Origin of the sequence: Cytobacillus sp. FSL R7-0680, from assembly GCF_038009245.1 — a bacterium.
GTDB classification, from domain to species: Bacteria; Bacillota; Bacilli; order Bacillales; family Cytobacillaceae; genus Cytobacillus; species Cytobacillus kochii.
In genome coordinates this window covers 3,591,948-3,612,856 of record NZ_JBBPAO010000001.1, presented here as the reverse complement: position 1 = coordinate 3,612,856, position 20,909 = coordinate 3,591,948, and the positions used below count along the sequence as shown (strand labels likewise).

Here is a 20,909-nt window from a genome sequence, read left to right as displayed (position 1 = left end):
TCGTTAGTTGCTGTAACGTTCTCCTTAAATTCACTTACCTAAACAGTCCACATAACTGATATTAAAAAAGCCCGCTCATACAAGCGGGCTTTTAAACAAACTATATTACTTAACTTCTACGCCAGCTCCAACTTCTTCAAGTTTAGCTTTGATTTCTTCAGCTTCTTCTTTAGAAGCGCCTTCTTTAATAGCTTTAGGAGTGTTATCAACAACTTCTTTCGCTTCTTTAAGGCCAAGACCTGTGATTTCACGAACAACTTTGATAACTTTAATTTTTTGATCGCCAGCAGAATTAAGAATTACGTCAAATTCTGTTTTCTCAGCAGCAGCGTCTCCACCAGCAGCGCCACCAGCAACAGCTACAGGAGCTGCAGCAGTTACTCCGAATTCTTCTTCAATTGCTTTTACTAGATCGTTAAGTTCTAAAACAGTCATACTTTTAACTGCTTCAATGATTTGTTCTTTAGTCATGATATAATTTCCTCCTTAATTTTTGTTAGATTATATTGGTTAAAACCGATAATTAAGCGCCTTGTTCTTCTTTTTGATCTGCAACAGCTTTTGTTGCAAGAGCAAGGTTGCGAACTGGAGCTTGAAGTACGCTGAGTAGCATAGAAAGTAAACCTTCGCGAGATGGAAGTTCAGCAAGAGCTTTCACTTCTTCTTGTGAAGCGATATTACCTTCAATTACACCCGCTTTAATTTCAAGAGCTTCATGCTTTTTAGCAAACTCGTTTAAAATTTTCGCTGGTGCGACAACATCCTCTGTACTGAATGCAATTGCATTAGGACCAGTAAGATGTTCGTTTAAGCCTGCAAGTTCAGCAGCTTCTGCTGCACGACGACTCATAGAGTTTTTGTAAACTTTGAATTCAACATTCGCTTCACGTAGTTGTTTACGAAGTTCTGTTACTTCTGCAACAGTTAATCCGCGGTAATCAACAACAACTGCTGTTTGAGCTGATTTGAATTTGTCTGCAATTTCTTCTACGATTTGTTTCTTTTGTTCGATAATGCTGCTCATCTTTACACCTCCTATTGAATTATGCATTCATACCGTTCAATCAGATAGGTGAGGCTCACCATCTCATTAAAAAACCTCCATATCAAAGGTAGACATGGAGGAAGTATACAATAGCTCGTTCAAGCAATTAAAATCTATCGTATTACCTCGGCAGGTTATTAAGCCCCAATCGGCTCCTGCTGTCTACGGTATAAATGATTAAGTTATGATAATAACAAGATTCATTCTACAGAATGGACTTTGCTATGTCAACTTTATTTAAAAACCAAATAATGGTTAATTATTTTGTTGCCGCTGTAGAAGGGTCGATTTTCACACCAGGTCCCATAGTAGTAGTTACAGAAACGTTTTTCATGTAAGTACCTTTTGCTGCAGCAGGTTTTGCTTTCATCATTGTATCGAAGATTGTGTTGAAGTTTTCAACAAGCTTGTCATCTTCAAATGATACTTTTCCGATAGGCACGTGAATGTTACCAGCTTTTTCTACACGGTATTCAACTTTACCTGCTTTGATTTCATTAACAGCTTTTTCTACATCAAATGTAACTGTACCTGTTTTAGGGTTTGGCATTAAACCTTTTGGTCCAAGTACACGACCAAGTTTACCAACTTCACCCATCATGTCTGGAGTAGCAACGATTACGTCAAACTCAAACCAACCTTGGTTGATTTTGTTGATGAATTCTGCATCTCCTACATAGTCTGCACCCGCAGCTTCTGCTTCTTTCGCTTTTTCACCTTTTGCAAATACAAGCACGCGTTGAGTTTTACCAGTACCGTTCGGAAGCACGACAGCTCCACGAATTTGTTGGTCAGCTTTCTTAGGATCTACACCTAAACGAAAAGCTACTTCAACTGTTGCATCAAATTTAGCAAAGTTTGTTTTCTTCGCAAGAGCAATTGCTTCTGCAACTGGGTAAGCTTTTGTGCTATCTACAAGTTTAGCAGCTTCTACATACTTCTTACCTTTTTTAGCCATTTTAATTTCCTCCTTGAATGTGGTTTTAGCGGAATAACCTCCCACCGACGAAAAGCACGTTTGCCTCTCATCTCAAAAACGTCGGTCCCTCGAGAATTTCTCAAGGTCCGAACATTATAAAGGTTGCGAGTGAAACTAATTCAGCATCGCAACCTTTTTAGAAACAATCATCATACATACATAGCAAATAGTATTAGTCTTCGATGACAATACCCATGCTGCGTGCAGTACCTTCAACCATACGCATAGCAGCTTCTACACTAGCAGCGTTTAGATCAGGCATTTTTGTTTCAGCAATCTCGCGTACCTTGTCACGCTTGACTGTTGCTACTTTATTACGGTTTGGTTCACCAGAACCAGACTCAATACCAGCCGCTTTCTTAAGCAATACAGCAGCAGGTGGAGTTTTCGTAATAAATGTAAATGAACGGTCCTCAAATACCGTGATTTCAACAGGAATAATTAGACCAGCTTGTTCAGCTGTGCGTGCATTAAATTCCTTACAGAATCCCATGATATTAACACCGGCTTGACCTAGTGCAGGACCAACTGGTGGTGCTGGATTTGCTTTACCTGCAGGAATTTGCAATTTAACAAGTTTGATTACTTTTTTAGCCACGAGACACACCTCCTTAAAGTCCGTGATGTGGTAATAGGGGTTTTCCCCCTCCCACTCAACTGTTAATTCTTTATATTAACATAAAGAATAATGTCCAATGTCCGGTCTCGTCTTCTGAGACATACTGACCTATGAAATATTATCATTTTTCAAAGACGATTTCAAGTTCTTTTCAAAAATATAGGAGAGCTCATAAACGAAAGACAATGGCTAGATACGGCGAAATCATACAAAAATCAACTTTCTCTAGTTAAATATAAGGGAGAAAGACCGTTAAATTTTTTCGATTTGCGAAAAATCTAATTCAACTGGTGTATCTCTTCCAAACATATTTACAAGCACCTTGATTTTCGCTTTATCTTTATCGATTTCTTCAATAGATCCAGTAAAGTTAGCAAATGGACCTTCGTTTACTTGAACCGTTTCCCCAACTTCGAAGTTTACATCCATTCGTTTTTCTTCAACACCCATACGTTTGAGAATGACCTGCACTTCTTCAGGCAACAACGGAGTCGGTTTGGAGCCAGAACCCGCTGAACCAACAAATCCCGTTACACCAGGTGTGTTACGCACTACATACCAAGAGTCATCTGTCATAACAATCTCCACCAACACATAACCTGGGAACACCTTCCGTTTTACAACTTTCTTCTTACCATTCTTAATATCTGTTTCTTCTTCTTCAGGGACAACCACTCTAAAAATTTTATCCTGCATGCCCATCGATTCCACACGTTTTTCAAGGTTTGCTTTTACTTTATTCTCATACCCTGAGTACGTATGTACTACATACCAATTCTTTTCCATATCAAAGGGGACTTAACGTCCTTCCCTCCCTGCAATCTATTTTTATTTTTGAAAGACTGACATCTCTTGTTTGTCTAAAGTGACGGATTACGAAACCAATCGAATCCTAAGCAAATGGACTAGGCCTTTCTTGACCAAATGAAAAAACCCGTTACCGGGCTCCTGCAAATGTTCCTGTGTTATCATCCATTATACCATGGAAGCTCAGGGGTTATTCAAGAATTAAACGAATCAATTCAGAAATACCTAAATCAACAACAGTAAAGAATAACGTAAAGAATAAAACAACGACAATAACTGTGATCGTATATTTCGTTAGCTCTTTCTTTGTAGGCCAGCTAACCTTTTTCATCTCACGTCCAACTTCACGGAAAAACTTCACGATGCGTCCCATTTCTTAACCCCCAACTTTTAAAGAGATATATCCTTTAACAAAAAAGCGTTGATTAAGAATACATCCCCCTGAATGCCATTCTATTACTTTTTTGTCTCTTCTTTACTCTATTATTTTGTTTCGCGATGAACTGTATGTGCACTGCATTTACTGCAAAATTTCTTTAATTCCAATCTCTCATTACCTTTGTTACCATTGGTAGTGTAATTTCTTGTCCCACAATCGGCACAAGCTAGTATCACTTTTTTCGGCATTTTTCACACCTCTTCGACATTTATGCCATTAAAACTCTACCATGGCCAATAATCCATGTCAATAACAGCAAAAATAGGAAAACCTCCACTGTTATCAATCGAAAATGGTTCTCATATGCCCATAAATAATATATTAACATATAGTAGTTATAAAGAGAATTCTCTTATTTCTAAATATCTCTCTAGTTTTCTCTTCACTCTTTGCAAAGCATTATCAATTGACTTCACATGTCGATTCAATTCTTCTGATATTTCTTGATATGATTGCCCATCTAAATAAAGGGCAAGCACCTTTCTTTCCAAATCGCTCAAAAGTTCAGACATTTTTACTTCGATGTGGTCAAACTCTTCCTGATTAATAATTAACTCTTCTGGGTTCATCACTTTCGCTCCAGAAATGACATCCATTAACGTACGATCTGACTCCTCATCATAAATAGGCTTATCAAGCGATACATAAGAATTCAACGGGATATGCTTCTGTCTTGTTGCTGTTTTAATTGCAGTGATAATTTGTCTTGTGATACATAATTCTGCAAATGCTTTGAAGGAAGACAACTTGTCCTCCTTAAAATCTCGAATGGCCTTATAAAGACCAATCATTCCCTCCTGCACAATATCTTCCTTGTCGGCACCAATGAGGAAATAAGACCTCGCCTTTGCACGCACGAAGTTTCGATACTTATGGATCAAATAATCTAGCGCTTCACTTTCACCTTTATGCACTAATTCAATTACTTCTTCATCTTCGAGTTGCACGTATAAAGAATGCTTTTCAGCTTTTGTCCTGAAGTCGATACTCATCCTGATCCCTCCGACCGTACAAGCATGGTTAGAAATATTATACAGTAGGGTATTTTCCAGCGTCAACCAATCATTTAACGTTCTCTGCGCCATTTTTCGAAAATTTCAACGATTTCATCACTTAATGGGATTTTAGACACTGGCTTATTTTCCTGGCTTTTCTTTACTTTTTTGTTAATTTGTTTTTCAATATGATTCATTTCATTGTGTAATTCTCGGGCTGACTTTCTTAACGCACCTTGAGCAAAGATGACTCTCTGCTCTGTAAAATCTGAAGTAGCTACATAGATTTGTGTTTTAATATTATTTAACGCAATCGCTAGCTTTTCAATACGTTCATCTGCGGTTTCGTTTGTACGTGTAAAAATAACTTCAACATTATAATTCTTAAATTTTCTTTCTGTCCCTTTTACGTAATGGGCATCAAAGACAACTATGACTCGGTAACCGGAATACCCTTGATATTCAGCCATCTTTTCTACCAGCAGGTCCCTGGCTGCTTCTAAATCCTTATTTTTTAGAAGCTGAAGCTCTGGCCAAGCACCGATGATATTGTATCCGTCAACAAGAAGGATATTCATCATTATCGCTCAATCGGAGAGCGTTTGCGGTAGACTTCATACATCAACAAAGCAGCAGCGACTGAAGCATTTAAAGATGTTACTTTTCCAGCCATTGGTAAGCTGATAAGAAAATCACATTTATCTCTAATCAGTCTTCCCATTCCTTTCCCTTCACTACCAATGACTAATCCGATGGGCATCACTCCATCCAATTGGCGATAATCCTGTTTACCGCTTGCATCTGTACCCGCAATCCAAACGCCTCGTTCTTTTAATTCATCAATCGTTCTTGCTAAGTTCGTTACACGAGCAACAGGGATATGTTCAATCGCTCCCGTTGAAGCTTTAGCAACTGTTGCTGTTAAACCAACCGCACGCCTCTTTGGAATAATAATCCCATGCGCACCTACAGCATCAGCTGTTCTCATAATCGAGCCTAGATTATGAGGATCTTCAATCTCGTCCAATAGAAGAAAGAATGGAGCTTGTCCACTGTTTTCTGCTTTTTTAAATAGGTCATCTAACTCGGCATATTGATAGGCAGCCACTTGAGCAACCACACCTTGATGATTCCCTAGCTCCATTTGATCCAATTTCTTTTTCGGAACAAATTGAACCAGCACACCCGCTTCCTTCGCCATTCCAACCACTTGCTGCATTTGCCCTTTTTGAGAGCCTTCCGCAACCATAATTTTATTCATATCACGCTCTGACTTAAGTGCCTCGATTACAGCGTTTTTACCAATAATGAAATCATGACTCATTTCTTGCTCTCCTCCTTCCTATCCTCAGTCCACTTAAATGCTTTTACTACTAACTCTTCTAACCGCTCTACTCGTTTAGATAAATATAAGAAACCTATCAATGCTTCGAATGCAGTACTATAACGATAAGTTTGTACATCGGTGTTTTTCGGAATGGTGCCAGATTTAGCATTTCTCCCCCGTCTTACTACCGCCTCTTCTTCTTCTGATAAAACGCCCTCGTCCAAAAATGCATGAATCACTTTTGATTGTGCTTTAGCAGATACATATTTCGTTGCTGCCTTATGCAACTGATGTGGCCTTATATTACCTTTTTGTAATAAGTCCTGACGTACGTATTGTTCATAAACAGCATCGCCCATATAAGCAAGGGCGAGACTGTTTAATTGTTTAGGATTAAGATTTTCTTCGTATGAAAGCATCACTCTTATCCTCTTTTCCATCTTGTTCCTTGAGCTGTATCCTCAAGAATAATATTCATTTCTTTTAATTGATCACGAATTTGATCAGCTAATTGGAAATTGCGATCTTTTCTTGCTTGAATCCGATCGGCTATCAATTGATCCACTTCCTCATCTAACAGCTGTAGCTCATCCTCTAATGATAGTCCAAGCACACCGAAGAAATCCTCGAATTGAGTCATAAATGCATCGATTACAGCAGTGGACGTATTCTTTTCCATCAAATAATAATTCGCTTGTTTTGATAATTCAAATACAACAGAGATGGCATTCGCCGTGTTAAAATCATCATCCATATCTGTGATGAATTGCTTTTGTAAATCACCAATTTTCTCTAACCATTCTTGGTTATTTTCTGTTAACTCACTACTCGCCTCTTTACGATGCTTTAAATTCTCATACGATGCTTTAATACGCTCATAACCCGCTTTTGTATTTTCCAGCAATTCTTCATTATAGTTAATTTGATTACGATAATGCACTGCTAACATGAAGAACCTTAACACTTGCGGATTGTGCTTCTTAATAATATCGTGTACCAAGACGAAATTACCGAGTGATTTAGACATTTTTTCGTTATCAATATTAATATAGCCATTATGCATCCAGTAACGAGCGAAAGTTTTACCTGTCACTGCCTCTGACTGTGCTATTTCATTCTCATGGTGAGGAAATGATAAATCTTGTCCTCCAGCATGAATATCAATCGTGTCACCTAGATATTTACGAGCCATAGCGGAGCATTCAATATGCCACCCTGGGCGACCTGCCCCCCAAGGACTATCCCATTTAATCTCACCTTCCTTCGCCGCTTTCCAAAGGACGAAATCAAGTGCGTCTTTCTTCTTCTCACCAACAGCAATTCGATTGCCTAACTTTAACTCATCAATCGATTGATGAGAAAGCTTTCCATACTCTTCAAACTTTCGTGTATGGTAGTACACATCTCCTTCTGATTCATAGGCAAAACCTTTATCAATCAGCGCTTGGATAAAATCAATAATCGTATCCATATTTTCCGTTACTCTCGGGTGTGTGTCTGCTTTTTTGCAACCTAATGCCGATACATCTTCAAAATACGCTTCAATAAATCTCTCCGCAATTTCCGGCACGTCTTCACCTAGTTCTTTGGCCGTGCGGATTAATTTATCATCGACATCTGTGAAATTTGACACAAAATTCACATCATATCCGCGATACTCCAAATATCTCCTCACTGTATCGAACACAATTGCAGGGCGAGCATTTCCTATATGAATATAATTGTATACAGTAGGTCCGCAAACATACATCTTTACTTTACCCTCTTCTAACGGGATAAACGGCTCTTTTTTTCTTGTTAACGTATTATATAATTGAATCGCCATTTATGAGTGGCTCCTTTCAGCTTTCAGTTGTTCAAACTCTTTTTTCACACGCTCTAACTCATTTTCTAGCTCTTTAAAGCGATCAGAAATGGGATCTGGTAAGTCTGTATGATTTAAATCTTTCGTTACTTTGACGCCATCTTGGATTTTTACCTTACCAGGTATACCAACAACCGTTGAATTAGGTGGCACTTCATGTAAAACAACTGAGCCGGCACCTATTTTTGAGTTTTCCCCAATTGTAATGGATCCAAGCACTTTTGCCCCTGTAGCAATAAGAGCATTATCCTTAATCGTTGGATGTCTCTTGCCTTTTTCTTTCCCTGTCCCCCCAAGTGTTACACCTTGATAGACAGTAACATTATCTCCAATCTCGCATGTCTCGCCAATAACAACACCCATCCCGTGATCAATAAAAAATCGACGGCCTATTTTCGCCCCAGGGTGTATTTCTATCCCAGTAAAAAAACGACTAATTTGTGAAACCAACCTTGCAAGGAAGAAAAATTTATTTTTATAAAGACTGTGTGCAATGCGATGATTCCAAATCGCATGTAATCCTGAGTAGGTTAACACTACTTCAAAAACACTTCTTGCGGCAGGATCCTGTTCAAACACAACATCTATATCTTCCTTCATTCTTTTAAACATGCTCTCTCCCTCCAGTCTTTAAATAGCATTTTTCTCGTATAATAAAAACAACAAAAGTAACAGTGATTACACTCTCTCTTTGGGTGGGTCCTTATCACCAGAAAACAAATAACATATCTATAAATAAAAAACGCCCCTGTCTAAAATAGACAGAGACGTTTACACGCGGTTCCACTCTGTTTAAGCTTTCATATAATAAAAGCTCCAACTCTGCCTCGTTAACGGGAAGGTAACCGCCTATTTCTACTATAAAGGTTCGAAACAGGACTCAGAGGGGCACTTCAGAGAATGAGAGGTTTAAACCACTTTCAGCCGATGATGGTTCTCTCTAATAAACAGTCATTACTCTTACTTTTCCTCTTCAATGATTTAGCATCTATAATGATTTTCTAAAGATTTATACGTTAATATTCTATACTATATTATATTTTTACCGATATGTTAACCTAAAATACGCTGTAGGCGAATTTTTACAGTTTCCCTACCTAATAACTCCATTGCTTTCGGTAGGTCTGGGCCATGTGTCTGCCCCGTTGTTGCTGAGCGAATCGGCATAAATAATTTTTTCCCTTTATGTCCTGTCGCTTTCTGTACTGACTTCATTGCCGCCTTTATTTGATCAGCTTCAAATACCTCAAGCGCCTCTACTTCATGTAAGAAAGCAGTCAACACTTCCGGTACTTGCTCTTCAGCTAAAACTTCGCTTGCTTCTGGTTCAACTTCGATATCCTGAACAAAGAATAATTCACTTAGTTCAATTACTTGCGCACCATAACTCATTTTCTCTTGTAGCAACAACACTAATTTCTTTAACCATTGTAACTCATCGCCAGAAGGATTATCTCCTACTTTGCCTGCTTTTTTAAAATGAGGTAACGTTAAATCAAGTAACTGGTCACCATCTAACTTTTTCATGTACTGCGCATTAATATGAGCAAGCTTCTGCATATCAAATAAAGCAGGTGACTTAGATAACCTTGACTCATCAAAGATTTCAATTAGCTCTTCTTTGGAGAATAATTCTTCCTCTCCACTCGGAGACCAACCAAGTAAAGCGATAAAGTTAAACAAGGCTTCAGGCAAGTAACCTAGCTCTTCGTATTGTTCAATGAATTGAATGATTGACTCATCACGTTTACTTAATTTTTTACGACTTTCATTCACTATTAGCGTCATATGACCAAATACAGGTACTTGGAAGCCAAGTGCCTCATAAATCATAATTTGTTTAGGTGTATTTGAAATATGATCATCTCCACGTAATACATGAGAGATTTTCATTAAATAATCATCTATGGCTACAGCAAAATTATATGTCGGTGTCCCGTCTTTTTTAACAATTACATGATCACCAATGCCATCTGACTCAAATGACACTTCTCCTTTAACCATATCATTGAATGCATACACTTTTCCTTGTGGGACAAGAAAACGAATACTTGGTTTTCTTCCTTCAGCTTCGAGTTGTTGGCGATCATCATCTGATAAATGTCTGCACTTTCCTGAGTATATCGGCATTTCACCTTTAGCCATTTGCGCCTCACGTTCAGCTTCTAACTCTTCTTCCGTACAATAACACTTATAAGCTTGTCCGCTATCAAGTAACTGTTGATAATACTTTTTGTAAATTTCGTTTCTTTCTGATTGACGGTACGGGCCGTATCCACCATCTTTATCGATACTTTCATCCCAGTCTATACCAAGCCATTGTAAGTATTTTAATTGACTCTCTTCTCCGCCCTCAATATTACGTTTTTTATCTGTATCTTCTATACGAATGATGAATTTACCATTTTTACTACGAGCAAATAAATAATTAAACAAAGCTGTACGCGCATTACCAATATGTAAATGTCCCGTTGGACTTGGTGCATAGCGTACACGAATATCACTTGACATGATGATCCTCCTTCAAAATCAGTTCTATTTCGAAAAACCGCTGATTGCTATATAAGCCACCTGACGATCCATCTTTTTTATCAAAAATTGAATATGAATAGCACCCTTTATTTTATCATCCTACTGTAAGTTGTCAAAGTCCGGAAATAACCGACTAGGCACTTTTCTTCAACAACACAACCACTTGAGCAGCAATTCCTTCGCCTCTGCCTGTAAATCCTAGTTTTTCCGTTGTCGTGGCTTTCACGTTAATGTTCTCTACTTCTGATTCTAACAATTCCGCTATTCTTTCTCTTATAGCAGGAATATAAGGAGCCATTTTTGGTTTTTGAGCAATAATAGTACAGTCAGCATTCACAAGTTCATAACCCTTTTCTTTTACCAATTGCCACACATGTTGCATCAGTTTAGCTGAATCCGCATCTTTAAAGTCTGGGTCTGTATCAGGGAAGTGCTTACCAATATCACCTTCACCAATTGCACCTAAACAGGCATCTGACACTGTATGTAATAAAACATCCGCATCTGAATGTCCAAGTAATCCTAATTCATATGGAATCGTAACCCCACCCATAATCAGTGGTCGTCCTTCAACTAATTGATGTACATCAAATCCTTGACCAATGCGAAACATATTATCTTCTCCTTTAGATAAAGTCATCTCTTTTATTTAAAATCGCCTCAGCAAAATATAGGTCCTCAGGCGTTGTTAGTTTTATATTATCGTAATTCCCTTGTACAAAAGCAATCTTATTATGTACTCTCTCCACCAAGCTTGCATCATCAGTCCCTACAAATTGGTCCTTTTGCGCTTTCTCATATGCCGCTTGTAAAATACTAAGCTTAAAAGCTTGAGGGGTTTGCACAGACCATAGACTCGTTCGATCAATTGTTCCCTCGACTAATCCATCACGTCCCTTTTTTATCGTATCTTTCACGGGAACGGCTAAAATGGCGCCATCATTGAACTGAGCTTGAGATACAAGTTGATCGATATGCTCTTGTTCAACAAAAGGTCGAGCGGCATCATGTACCAACACAATCCCTTCACCTGTTAACGCACGAATCACATGACTAATGCTATGCTGCCTTTCCTGTCCACCACCGATATACGCCCTTACCTTATCCACCCCATGCTTAGCAATTAACGCACGTATCTCTTTTTCCTCAGCAGGATTAATAGCTAAATAAATCCCTTCACACGCGGAGTCTCGTTGGAAAACGCGCAATGTATGTATAAAAATAGGTACCCCTCTTAGTTCTAGCAACAGTTTATTTTTTGAAGCACCCATTCTCTTCCCTTGCCCCGCTGCAGGGATGACGACTCTATACCCCATATTTTCTTTTAACTCCCTTAATCAGCATAAAAAGCGGAAGAAAAGAGCCAATTTACGGCCCCCTCTTCTGCTTCTTCTATACTATAATTATAATGCTTTTTCTAAAAGTTTTGGTTTAGCGAAAATCATTCTACCCGCAGATGTTTGCAATACACTTGTCACTACTACATCAATATGCTTGCCAATATAATTTCTACCTTCTTCTACGACAATCATTGTGCCATCGTCTAAGTAGGCAATCCCTTGATTTTGTTCTTTTCCGTCCTTAATGACCTGAACTTTCATTTCTTCTCCCGGAAGCACAACCGGCTTCACAGCATTCGCCAGATCATTAATATTTAGAACTGCGACTTTCTGTAGCTCGCATACCTTATTCAGGTTGAAATCATTGGTTACAACCACACCGTTAGTTAATTTCGCTAATTTCACTAGCTTACTATCCACTTCTTGTATTTCTTCAAAATTACCTTCGTAAATTTCTACCTTTATAGATAGCTCACTTTGAATACGGTTGAGAATGTCTAAACCGCGGCGGCCCCGATTTCTTTTTAACACATCAGAAGAATCGGCAATATGCTGTAATTCTTCTAAGACAAAACGAGGAATAACAATTGTTCCTTCTAAAAACCCTGTTTGACAAATATCAGCTACTCGACCATCGATAATAACACTTGTATCCAATATTTTAAGCTTATTCACATCAGATTGACTATCTTCTTCTTCAGTTAACTTTTTCTTTTTGTTTGTAAAAAGATTGAGTAATTCATCTCGTTTTTTAAAGCCAACTTGAAAACCTAAATATCCAAATAACAGTGTTAAGACGATAGGAGCAACAGTATTTAATACCGGTATCTCGAGTGTCGACAATCCATAACCAAGTAAAAACGCGACAACAAGACCAAACACCAGTCCAACACTACCAAATATAATATCGGTAATTGGCACCTTTACAATCGATTCTTCTGTCCATTTAATGAAATTGACAACATGGTCAACCGCCCAAAATGTTAAAAGATAGAAAATAATAGCTCCTAAAATGGCGGAAACATAAGGATTATTTAATAATGGAATGTCATCTAAACTGACTAGAATTAGTAATTCTGGTATCACAAAAATTCCTAATGTGATCCCAAATATAAGGAAACAGACTTGTACAATTCTCTTTAACATTCCCTCACCTCCTTTTATTCATTATTAACAAATTCCAAAAATAAAAAACGCACAATATTGGAAAATTTTATATTATAAACAAAAAATTATTGCAGTAAACTAAATAAAAGGATAGATCAAACGGTTATGAATACTCTTAGACTAGCACCGTAAGTAAGGGAATGTCAAATGATAAACTACCTATTCTATCATAAGGTGAATAGTAGTTCAATGGTATTTATAAATGTCGGTCAGAAAAAAATTGGTCTTGTATTAGCTTGAGGCCTTCGTCAATCTTCCTAGCCCGTACCTCTCCTATACCTTCTACCTCATCTAATTCTTCAATAGAAGCTGCCGCTATATACCTCAGTTCCTCAAAGCGATCAACGAGGTTATCAATAATAATAGGTGGTAATCGCGGCACCTTATGCAGCACCCGAATCCCTCTAGGATGAATGACTTCTTCGGTATGAATATAGCCATGAAAGCCTAGTAATTTCATGATAACTGAGTCTTCTAAAGTCTCACCTTTTGATAACTCTTGAAGCTTTTGAAGCGCTTCCTTTGCCCTAATATCACGATCATTAGCATAATCCATAATAACGAATTCTGATTCTCTTTCCATTTCAATCAATAACTCATTCATTTGTAAACGAATGAGACGTCCTTCTGTCCCTAACTCGCTTAAATAAGTTAGTAACTCATTTTTAATTCTTAACAGCATTTCTATATTATGCATAACATTTAACACATCATTATAGGTCACCTGTTCTTCAAATTCGAGAATACCTAAATTCGATATACTTTGCTCAAGAACAACTTTATATTTCTCTAATGTTGTGACTGCCACATTAGCCTTTGTTAATATAACGCCAATATCCTTTAGTGAATAACGAGAAGCCCCTTTATATAAAGTAATGACATTACGGCGTTGTGAAACAGCAATAACAAGCGCACCTGTTTGTTTCGCCACCCGTTCTGCTGTCCGATGTCGCATCCCTGTCTCAGAGGAAGGAATACTCGAATCTGGTGCGAGTTGGGCGTTGGCAATAAGGATTTTATTTCCTTCTTGATTGAGAATAATAGCCCCATCCATCTTCGCTAGCTCATATAAATAGTTTGGCGAAAAAGGGCAATTAATTTGGAAGCCCCCATCCACTAAACTGGCAATCTGCTCCTTAGAACAAAGAACAATTAACCCACCCGTGTTTGCTCTTAATACATTATCTATACCTGCACGTAGGGGTGTCCCTGGTGCTAAAAATTTCAATAATTCGCTGATTGTAATTTCACTTTGTTTCTTTGAATCCATATGCTTACCCTCCTAATGCAGCTTCAAGTGCTTCACTAACCGAGTGAACGCCAATCAATTGAACATTTTTAGGACCTGTCCAGCCGCTCAAATTATTCGCTGGTAAAATAATACGCTCAAATCCTAGTTTCGCAGCCTCCTGGACTCGCTGTTCAATTCTTGAAACTCTTCTTATTTCTCCAGTGAGGCCCACCTCACCGATAATGCAATCTGTTGCTCTTGTTGGCTTGTCCCGAAAGCTTGATGCGATACTAACTGCAACTGCCAAATCAATTGCTGGCTCATCTAGTTTTACCCCTCCAGCAACCTTCAAATACGCATCTTGATTTTGTAACAACATACCGACCCGTTTCTCTAATACCGCCATTAATAGCGGCACACGGTTATGATCAATCCCTGTTGCCATCCTTCTTGGGTTACCAAAACTCGTAGGGGATATTAATGCTTGTATTTCTACAAGAACGGGCCGAGTTCCTTCCATTGAAGCCACAACAGTTGAACCCGCTGCTCCTTGTGATCGTTCTTCTAAAAAAATCTCTGATGGGTTTGCCACTTCTTCTAAACCTAATTCTTTCATTTCAAATATACCCATTTCATTCGTAGAACCAAATCGGTTTTTGACTGCTCTTAAAATTCGATACGTGTGATGCCTTTCCCCTTCAAAATAAAGCACCGTATCCACCATATGTTCCAGCAACCTAGGACCGGCGATCGATCCTTCTTTCGTTACATGTCCAACAATAAAGATCGCAATCCCTTTCGTTTTCCCGATTCTCATAAGCTCAGCCGTACACTCTCTTACCTGTGAAACACTACCAGGGGCCGAGGTCACTTCCGGGTGATAAATAGTTTGAATGGAGTCAATAATAACAAACTCCGGCTTCACCTCATCAATCGTTTGACTAATCTCTTCTAAGCTTGTCTCTGCATAAACAAGTAGATGTTCTGATGAAATATTTAATCTGTCAGCTCGTAGCTTCGTTTGTCTTATCGACTCTTCTCCAGAAATATAAAGTACAGAATGCTGTTTATTAGATAATTGTGAAGAAACTTGCAACAGTAGTGTTGATTTTCCAATCCCAGGATCTCCACCTATTAAAACGAGAGATCCTCTAACAACCCCACCACCAAGGACTCGATTTAACTCTTTCATTTCCGTATAAATACGTGGCTCATTGACTGTTTCAATTTTTGGAATCGGAGTCGCTTTTGCTCTAATCGTTGTCTCTTGTGTATGTGCAAAAGCCCCTCTTCTCGAGTTAGCAGGTTTCTCTATCTCTTCCGTCATTTTATTCCATACACCGCATCCGGGACATTTCCCCATCCACTTTGCCGATTCATAACCACATTCTTGACATATGAATTTTGATTTTCTTTTCGCCAATCTTCATTCTCCTTCTCTTTCGTACAACACATTTATATTTCTTACTATATCAATGGAATCGTTTGTATTCAAAGGTTAACATATAATTGGAAGAAAATTTGTTGTTATCAAAAAAGGTACACACTATTGATTAGCGTGTACCTTCTCTCTAACATTTCATTATTTTTGGGCAGTGCCAGTTGGTTCGGCTGTTTTTACGACAAATTCGCCTTCCTCAACATCGATTACTACTTCTTGACCAGTAAGCACTTTTCCTCTTAATAATTCCTCAGATAAGCGATCTTCAATATGCTTTTGGATCGCTCTTCTAAGCGGTCTTGCACCATACTCTGGATCGTAGCCTTCTTCTGAGATTTTTACCTTAGCAGATTCAGATAGGGATAATGTAATATCCTGTTCTTTTAAACGGTTCGTTAAGGCATCGGACATGAGTGTAACAATCTCTTGCAGATGCTTTCTTTCTAATGCATGGAAGACAATAATCTCATCGATACGGTTTAAGAATTCAGGTCTGAAGGCCTTTTTCAATTCCTCCATAACCTTACCTTTCATATCTTTGTAATCATGCTCATCATCTTGAATATTGAAGCCTACATATTTATTACGCTTAAGTGCTTCGGCACCAACATTTGACGTCATGATAAGCACCGTGTTTCGGAAATCGACTGTACGTCCTTTAGAATCTGTTAAGCGTCCATCTTCCAAGACTTGCAGAAGAATGTTAAATACATCCGGATGGGCTTTCTCAATTTCATCTAATAAAACAACTGAATACGGTTTTCTACGTACTTTCTCAGTTAATTGGCCTCCTTCTTCAAATCCAACATAACCTGGAGGTGAACCAACTAATCTAGATGTGGAGTGTTTCTCCATATACTCAGACATATCGATGCGAATCATCGCTTCCTCATCACCGAACATCGCTTCAGCTAAGGCACGAGCAAGTTCTGTCTTACCCACACCTGTTGGACCTAGGAAAACGAAAGAACCAATTGGTCTCTTCGGATCTTTAAGACCGGCTCTTGCCCGTCTAACTGCTTTAGAGATCGCCTTTACTGCTTCCTCTTGGCCAATTACGCGCGAATGTAAGATTTCTTCTAAATTCAATAGTTTTTCGGTCTCAGTTTGTGCCAATTTAGTAACTGGAATTCCTGTCCAGTTAGAGACGACATTGGCAATATCCTCTACCGTCACTTCACTATTTTCTTTCCCTTGCTTTTCTTTCCATGTTTTCTTAGTTTCTTCTAACTTTTCTCTTAATCTTTGTTCATTGTCTCTTAAAGATGCTGCTTTCTCAAACTCTTGACTTTGAACAGCTGCATCCTTTTCTTTTCTTACATCTTCTAATTTAACTTCTAACTCCTTGAGATTCGGAGGCGTTGTATAAGAACGTAGGCGAACTTTTGAGCCTGCTTCATCAATTAAATCAATCGCTTTATCTGGTAAGAAACGATCAGAGATATAACGATCTGATAATTTAACTGCCGCATCGATGGCTTGATCCGTAATTGTCACACGGTGATGGGCTTCATAACGGTCACGTAGTCCTTTTAAAATTTGTACGGACTCATCTGCAGTCGGCTCATCAACCGTAATTGGTTGGAACCTACGCTCAAGCGCTGCATCCTTCTCAATATATTTGCGATACTCATCTAGCGTCGTCGCTCCAATACACTGTAGCTCTCCACGCGCAAGTGATGGCTTTAGAATATTTGATGCATCAATCGCACCTTCTGCTCCACCAGCACCAATTAATGTATGCAATTCATCGATGAACAAAATAATGTTGCCCGCCTGACGAATTTCGTCCATCACTTTCTTCAAGCGATCCTCAAATTCACCACGGTATTTAGTACCTGCAACTACCGTACCCATATCTAAAGTCATTACACGTTTATCACGTAGCGTCTCCGGCACTTCATTATTTATGATCTGTTGAGCTAGGCCTTCTGCTATCGCAGTCTTACCCACACCAGGTTCTCCAATTAATACGGGGTTATTTTTTGTTCTTCTGCTTAATACTTCAATTACACGTTGAATCTCTTTACTACGTCCAATAACTGGATCTAAGCTTCCTTCACGTGCAATGGCAGTTAAATCTCTCGCTAAACCATCTAGTGTTGGTGTATTTGCATTGGCTGAAGAGCTGCCTTGATGCCCGTTAGACTCGCTACTACCAAGTAATTGTAGTACTTGCTGTCTTGCCTTATTTAAACTTACGCCAAGGTTATTAAGTACTCTTGCAGCTACACCCTCACCTTCTCTAATTAAACCAAGTAAAATGTGCTCAGTTCCCACATAGGAATGGCCCAATTTTCTTGCTTCATCCATTGATAATTCAATTACTTTTTTTGCTCTTGGTGTATAATGCGGTGTTTGGGAGGCCTCTTGCCCTCTACCTATTAGATTTTCAACTTCCGTTTGAATTTTTTCTGAACCTAGACCTAAGGCATAAAGTGCTTTAGCGGCAATTCCTTCACCTTCACTTACTAACCCTAGAAGTATATGCTCAGTCCCAATATTGTTATGTCCTAAGCGAATGGCTTCTTCCTGTGCTAATGCTAATACTTTTTGTGCTCTCTCAGTAAAACGTCCAAACATCATCTATCATCATCCTCCCAACTCTTGATCTTCCATTTTTAATCTTTCTCGAATAAGAGAAGCTCTACGAATATCCCGTTCAAACGGTCGTAATGGGCCTCCAGCATATTGCTGTAAAAATCCTGGTTGTGTTAAAACCATTAATTCATTTAATATATTTTTTGATATGCCTTGTATATAGTCCATGTCTATTCCAAGGCGAACATCCGATAAACATCTAGCCGCTTCTTTTGATTCAATGATTCGGCTATTAGATAAAATACCATAGGATCTGAAGACTCTATCTTCTAATTGTATGTTAGAGGTTTTCGCTAATGCTTCTCTTGCTGACCTTTCCTGCGAAATTAATTGCTCCACAACACTTTTTAAATCCTCAGCAATATCTTCTTCTGATTTCCCTAATGTGATTTGGTTAGAAACTTGAAAGATATTACCTAATGCTTCGCTACCTTCTCCATAAATTCCTCTAACAACTAATCCAAGTTGGTTAATTGCTGGAATGATTCTATTCATTTGATGAGTTAATACTAATCCTGGTAAATGCATCATGACAGATGCTCTGAGACCTGTACCGACATTCGTTGGGCAACTAGTTAAATACCCTACCTGTTCATCATATGCATAATCAATCTCAGTTTCTAACCAATCATCAATTTGGTTTGCAACTTCTAATGCTTCTGATAATTGGAAGCCTGGAAATAAACACTGTATACGTATATGATCTTCTTCATTCAACATAATGCTAACCTCTTCATTTTCAGTAAGTAGGCAGGCACCATGACTAGCGTTTTCTGCTAAATGAGGACTAATCAAATGTTTTTCCATCAGCACCCTTTTTTGCAATGGTTGTAAATCATCCATTTGCAATAACGAAAAGTCACCATAAGTATCAAAAGTCGATTTTTCCATTCTTGCTTTAATGATCTCTATCACACGTTTAGCTTCATCATGGGAAAAGATTGTTGGAAAATTAACCTGTTTAATATTGCGAGCTAAACGAATTCTAGAACTAAGTACGATATCAGAATCAGGACCTTCTGCACTCATCCAAGAGCTGACAGCCTGATTGATAAACCTTTCTAAAGACAAGTTCATTCCCCTCCCTCTAGATGGTTTTTCATTTCTTTTTCCAATTGACGTATTGCATCTCTTGTCTCTGCTGCTTTCTCAAATTCCTCTTTAGTTATAAGTTCTTTCAAGTTTATTTTTAAATCCTCAATTTGCTTTTTCAAATGGATATCTCCACCCATTCTTGTAGGGATTTTTCCATTATGATTCCAATTACCACTATGAAGCCTTTTAATAATTGGCTTTAACTGTGCTCGGAAAGATTCATAACAGTGGGCACATCCGAATTTCCCGACTTTAACAAATTGAGGAAAGGTCATCGAGCATTGCTCACACTGTACTACCTGCGCTTGTTTATTTAACTGAGCTTGGTTATTTGCATAACTTGTATCTATATTAAATAATCCGCTCAATAGATTATTAATAGAAAATCCAGATCCATTATTTAACATAAACATATCCCCATGTTCTTGGGCACATTTTTCACATAAATGGAACTCAGCCTTTTCGCCATTCATAATTTTTGTAAAATGTAGAGTCGCAGGTCTCTGATTACATTCTTGGCATATCATCTGTTTCACCCCTCCATACTTTACAGCCTACTTATATTTCAATGTATTTAGCATCGCAACAAGCATCCTTGCTCTTAACTCATCCCTATAGGGTAACTCTAAGTAAAGAACTGAACGGTCAATGACACTTAACATAATCTTCGCTTCTCGAGTAGTAATAATCTCTTCTTCAACTAATCTGTTTATAATATTTTCAGCACTATTTTGTGAAATACGATCACGTACAATCCTAATCAATTGATTAATTAAATCAACATAATCATAAGCTTGCACTTTGGTGATTCTTATATAACCACCACCGCCACGTTTACTTTCGACAGCATAGCCTTTTTCAACTGTAAACCGAGTATTTATGACGTAATTTATTTGAGATGGGACACATTGAAATTTATCAGCGATCTCGCTCCGCTTAATTTCAACAATTTCCCTTTCGCTAAGTTCCAAGACTTCTTTAAGATATTTTTCAATAATATCTGATATATTTTTCACCCGGCCTCCCCCTATCTGACTTTGACTATATTTGACATAAATTATACATGATTTGTGTGAAATGTTGCAACGAAGTAGTATTATTAATTTTCCCCTTTTTTTCTAAATCTCAAACGTATGAAATATAGGTTCATTCATTAAATTTATATTATGTTTAGATTGTGTAGATGTTATTTGTCCATTTAAATAAACGAATTCATTATAGCACGACAAAAAAGAGCACATACAAGTGATGTGCTCTTTTATCTTGCCCGGCAACGTCCTACTCTCACAAGGGGACAGCCCCTAACTACCATCGGCGCTGAGAAGCTTAACTTCCGTGTTCGGTATGGGAACGGGTGTGACCTTCTCGCTATCGCCACCGGACTATGAAATTGTAAGGGAATCGTTCCCTCAAAACTAGGTAATGTT

General features: G+C 38.3%; 23 protein-coding genes, 1 rRNA gene and 2 other annotated features. All 24 genes read right to left on the bottom strand.

Annotated elements, in window-relative coordinates; all coding sequences use genetic code 11:
- Window positions 1-105: 105 nt before the first annotated feature.
- Entirely contained in the window at window positions 106-471 is a 366-nt protein-coding gene (rplL, locus tag MKY26_RS18000) for a 50S ribosomal protein L7/L12 (protein WP_095371234.1), read from the bottom strand.
- A 52-nt stretch (window positions 472-523) separates the two neighbouring features.
- Complete coding sequence (gene rplJ, locus MKY26_RS17995) at window positions 524-1,024, bottom strand: 50S ribosomal protein L10 (RefSeq protein ID WP_095371235.1); 501 nt, start codon at window positions 1,022-1,024, stop codon at window positions 524-526.
- Window positions 1,025-1,083: 59 nt separating this feature from the next.
- Window positions 1,084-1,231: a sequence feature (ribosomal protein L10 leader region), on the bottom strand.
- Window positions 1,232-1,304: 73 nt separating this feature from the next.
- Window positions 1,305-2,003, bottom strand: coding sequence for a 50S ribosomal protein L1 (rplA, locus tag MKY26_RS17990; RefSeq protein WP_095371236.1), 699 nt, complete (start codon window positions 2,001-2,003; stop codon window positions 1,305-1,307).
- Window positions 2,004-2,196: 193 nt separating this feature from the next.
- On the bottom strand, window positions 2,197-2,622 hold the full coding sequence (gene rplK, locus MKY26_RS17985) for a 50S ribosomal protein L11 (RefSeq protein WP_009336545.1): 426 nt from the start codon (window positions 2,620-2,622) through the stop codon (window positions 2,197-2,199).
- A gap of 273 nt (window positions 2,623-2,895) precedes the next feature.
- Window positions 2,896-3,429: a transcription termination/antitermination protein NusG gene (gene nusG / locus MKY26_RS17980; protein WP_095371237.1), complete on the bottom strand. Its 534-nt coding sequence runs from the start codon at window positions 3,427-3,429 to the stop codon at window positions 2,896-2,898.
- Between the two features lie 211 nt (window positions 3,430-3,640).
- On the bottom strand, window positions 3,641-3,823 hold the full coding sequence (gene secE / locus MKY26_RS17975) for a preprotein translocase subunit SecE (protein WP_095371238.1): 183 nt from the start codon (window positions 3,821-3,823) through the stop codon (window positions 3,641-3,643).
- Window positions 3,824-3,933: 110 nt separating this feature from the next.
- Entirely contained in the window at window positions 3,934-4,077 is a 144-nt protein-coding gene (gene rpmG, locus MKY26_RS17970; protein ID WP_095371239.1) for a 50S ribosomal protein L33, read from the bottom strand.
- A 147-nt stretch (window positions 4,078-4,224) separates the two neighbouring features.
- Window positions 4,225-4,947, bottom strand: a complete 723-nt coding sequence (gene sigH, locus MKY26_RS17965) for an RNA polymerase sporulation sigma factor SigH (protein WP_180317053.1) — start codon at window positions 4,945-4,947, stop codon at window positions 4,225-4,227.
- An 8-nt stretch (window positions 4,948-4,955) separates the two neighbouring features.
- Window positions 4,956-5,462, bottom strand: a complete 507-nt coding sequence (locus MKY26_RS17960; protein ID WP_095371241.1) for an NYN domain-containing protein — start codon at window positions 5,460-5,462, stop codon at window positions 4,956-4,958.
- A gap of 2 nt (window positions 5,463-5,464) precedes the next feature.
- Window positions 5,465-6,208, bottom strand: a complete 744-nt coding sequence (gene rlmB, locus MKY26_RS17955; protein ID WP_095371242.1) for a 23S rRNA (guanosine(2251)-2'-O)-methyltransferase RlmB — start codon at window positions 6,206-6,208, stop codon at window positions 5,465-5,467.
- On the bottom strand, window positions 6,205-6,630 hold the full coding sequence (locus MKY26_RS17950; RefSeq protein WP_095373563.1) for a Mini-ribonuclease 3: 426 nt from the start codon (window positions 6,628-6,630) through the stop codon (window positions 6,205-6,207). Before MKY26_RS17950 ends, rlmB begins: the two co-directional genes overlap by 4 nt.
- 5 nt (window positions 6,631-6,635) lie before the next feature.
- On the bottom strand, window positions 6,636-8,036 hold the full coding sequence (gene cysS / locus MKY26_RS17945) for a cysteine--tRNA ligase (protein WP_095371243.1): 1,401 nt from the start codon (window positions 8,034-8,036) through the stop codon (window positions 6,636-6,638).
- Window positions 8,037-8,687, bottom strand: a complete 651-nt coding sequence (cysE, locus tag MKY26_RS17940; protein ID WP_095371244.1) for a serine O-acetyltransferase — start codon at window positions 8,685-8,687, stop codon at window positions 8,037-8,039.
- 148 nt (window positions 8,688-8,835) lie between these two features.
- Window positions 8,836-9,061, bottom strand: a binding site (T-box leader).
- A gap of 67 nt (window positions 9,062-9,128) precedes the next feature.
- Window positions 9,129-10,586: a glutamate--tRNA ligase gene (gene gltX, locus MKY26_RS17935; RefSeq protein WP_095371245.1), complete on the bottom strand. Its 1,458-nt coding sequence runs from the start codon at window positions 10,584-10,586 to the stop codon at window positions 9,129-9,131.
- A gap of 154 nt (window positions 10,587-10,740) precedes the next feature.
- Window positions 10,741-11,220 (bottom strand): 2-C-methyl-D-erythritol 2,4-cyclodiphosphate synthase, encoded by a 480-nt coding sequence (ispF, locus tag MKY26_RS17930; protein ID WP_095371246.1) that lies wholly within the window; start codon window positions 11,218-11,220, stop codon window positions 10,741-10,743.
- 13 nt (window positions 11,221-11,233) lie between these two features.
- Window positions 11,234-11,923, bottom strand: a complete 690-nt coding sequence (ispD, locus tag MKY26_RS17925) for a 2-C-methyl-D-erythritol 4-phosphate cytidylyltransferase (protein WP_095371247.1) — start codon at window positions 11,921-11,923, stop codon at window positions 11,234-11,236.
- An 87-nt stretch (window positions 11,924-12,010) separates the two neighbouring features.
- A complete protein-coding gene (locus tag MKY26_RS17920; RefSeq protein WP_095371248.1) occupies window positions 12,011-13,093 on the bottom strand; it encodes a PIN/TRAM domain-containing protein in 1,083 nt (360 codons plus the stop codon).
- Between the two features lie 217 nt (window positions 13,094-13,310).
- Entirely contained in the window at window positions 13,311-14,384 is a 1,074-nt protein-coding gene (disA, locus tag MKY26_RS17915; protein ID WP_095371249.1) for a DNA integrity scanning diadenylate cyclase DisA, read from the bottom strand.
- A gap of 4 nt (window positions 14,385-14,388) precedes the next feature.
- A complete protein-coding gene (gene radA, locus MKY26_RS17910) occupies window positions 14,389-15,768 on the bottom strand; it encodes a DNA repair protein RadA (RefSeq protein WP_095371250.1) in 1,380 nt (459 codons plus the stop codon).
- A 159-nt stretch (window positions 15,769-15,927) separates the two neighbouring features.
- Window positions 15,928-18,372, bottom strand: a complete 2,445-nt coding sequence (gene clpC, locus MKY26_RS17905) for an ATP-dependent protease ATP-binding subunit ClpC (protein WP_095371251.1) — start codon at window positions 18,370-18,372, stop codon at window positions 15,928-15,930.
- Between the two features lie 6 nt (window positions 18,373-18,378).
- The gene (locus MKY26_RS17900) at window positions 18,379-19,458 is read right to left on the bottom strand and encodes a protein arginine kinase (protein ID WP_095371252.1); all 1,080 of its coding nucleotides are present in this window, start codon (window positions 19,456-19,458) and stop codon (window positions 18,379-18,381) included.
- Window positions 19,459-19,460: 2 nt separating this feature from the next.
- Window positions 19,461-20,009: a UvrB/UvrC motif-containing protein gene (locus tag MKY26_RS17895; RefSeq protein WP_095371253.1), complete on the bottom strand. Its 549-nt coding sequence runs from the start codon at window positions 20,007-20,009 to the stop codon at window positions 19,461-19,463.
- Between the two features lie 27 nt (window positions 20,010-20,036).
- Window positions 20,037-20,498: a CtsR family transcriptional regulator gene (locus tag MKY26_RS17890; RefSeq protein WP_095371254.1), complete on the bottom strand. Its 462-nt coding sequence runs from the start codon at window positions 20,496-20,498 to the stop codon at window positions 20,037-20,039.
- A 249-nt stretch (window positions 20,499-20,747) separates the two neighbouring features.
- Window positions 20,748-20,864 (bottom strand): 5S ribosomal RNA (gene rrf, locus MKY26_RS17885).
- Window positions 20,865-20,909: the final 45 nt, after the last annotated feature.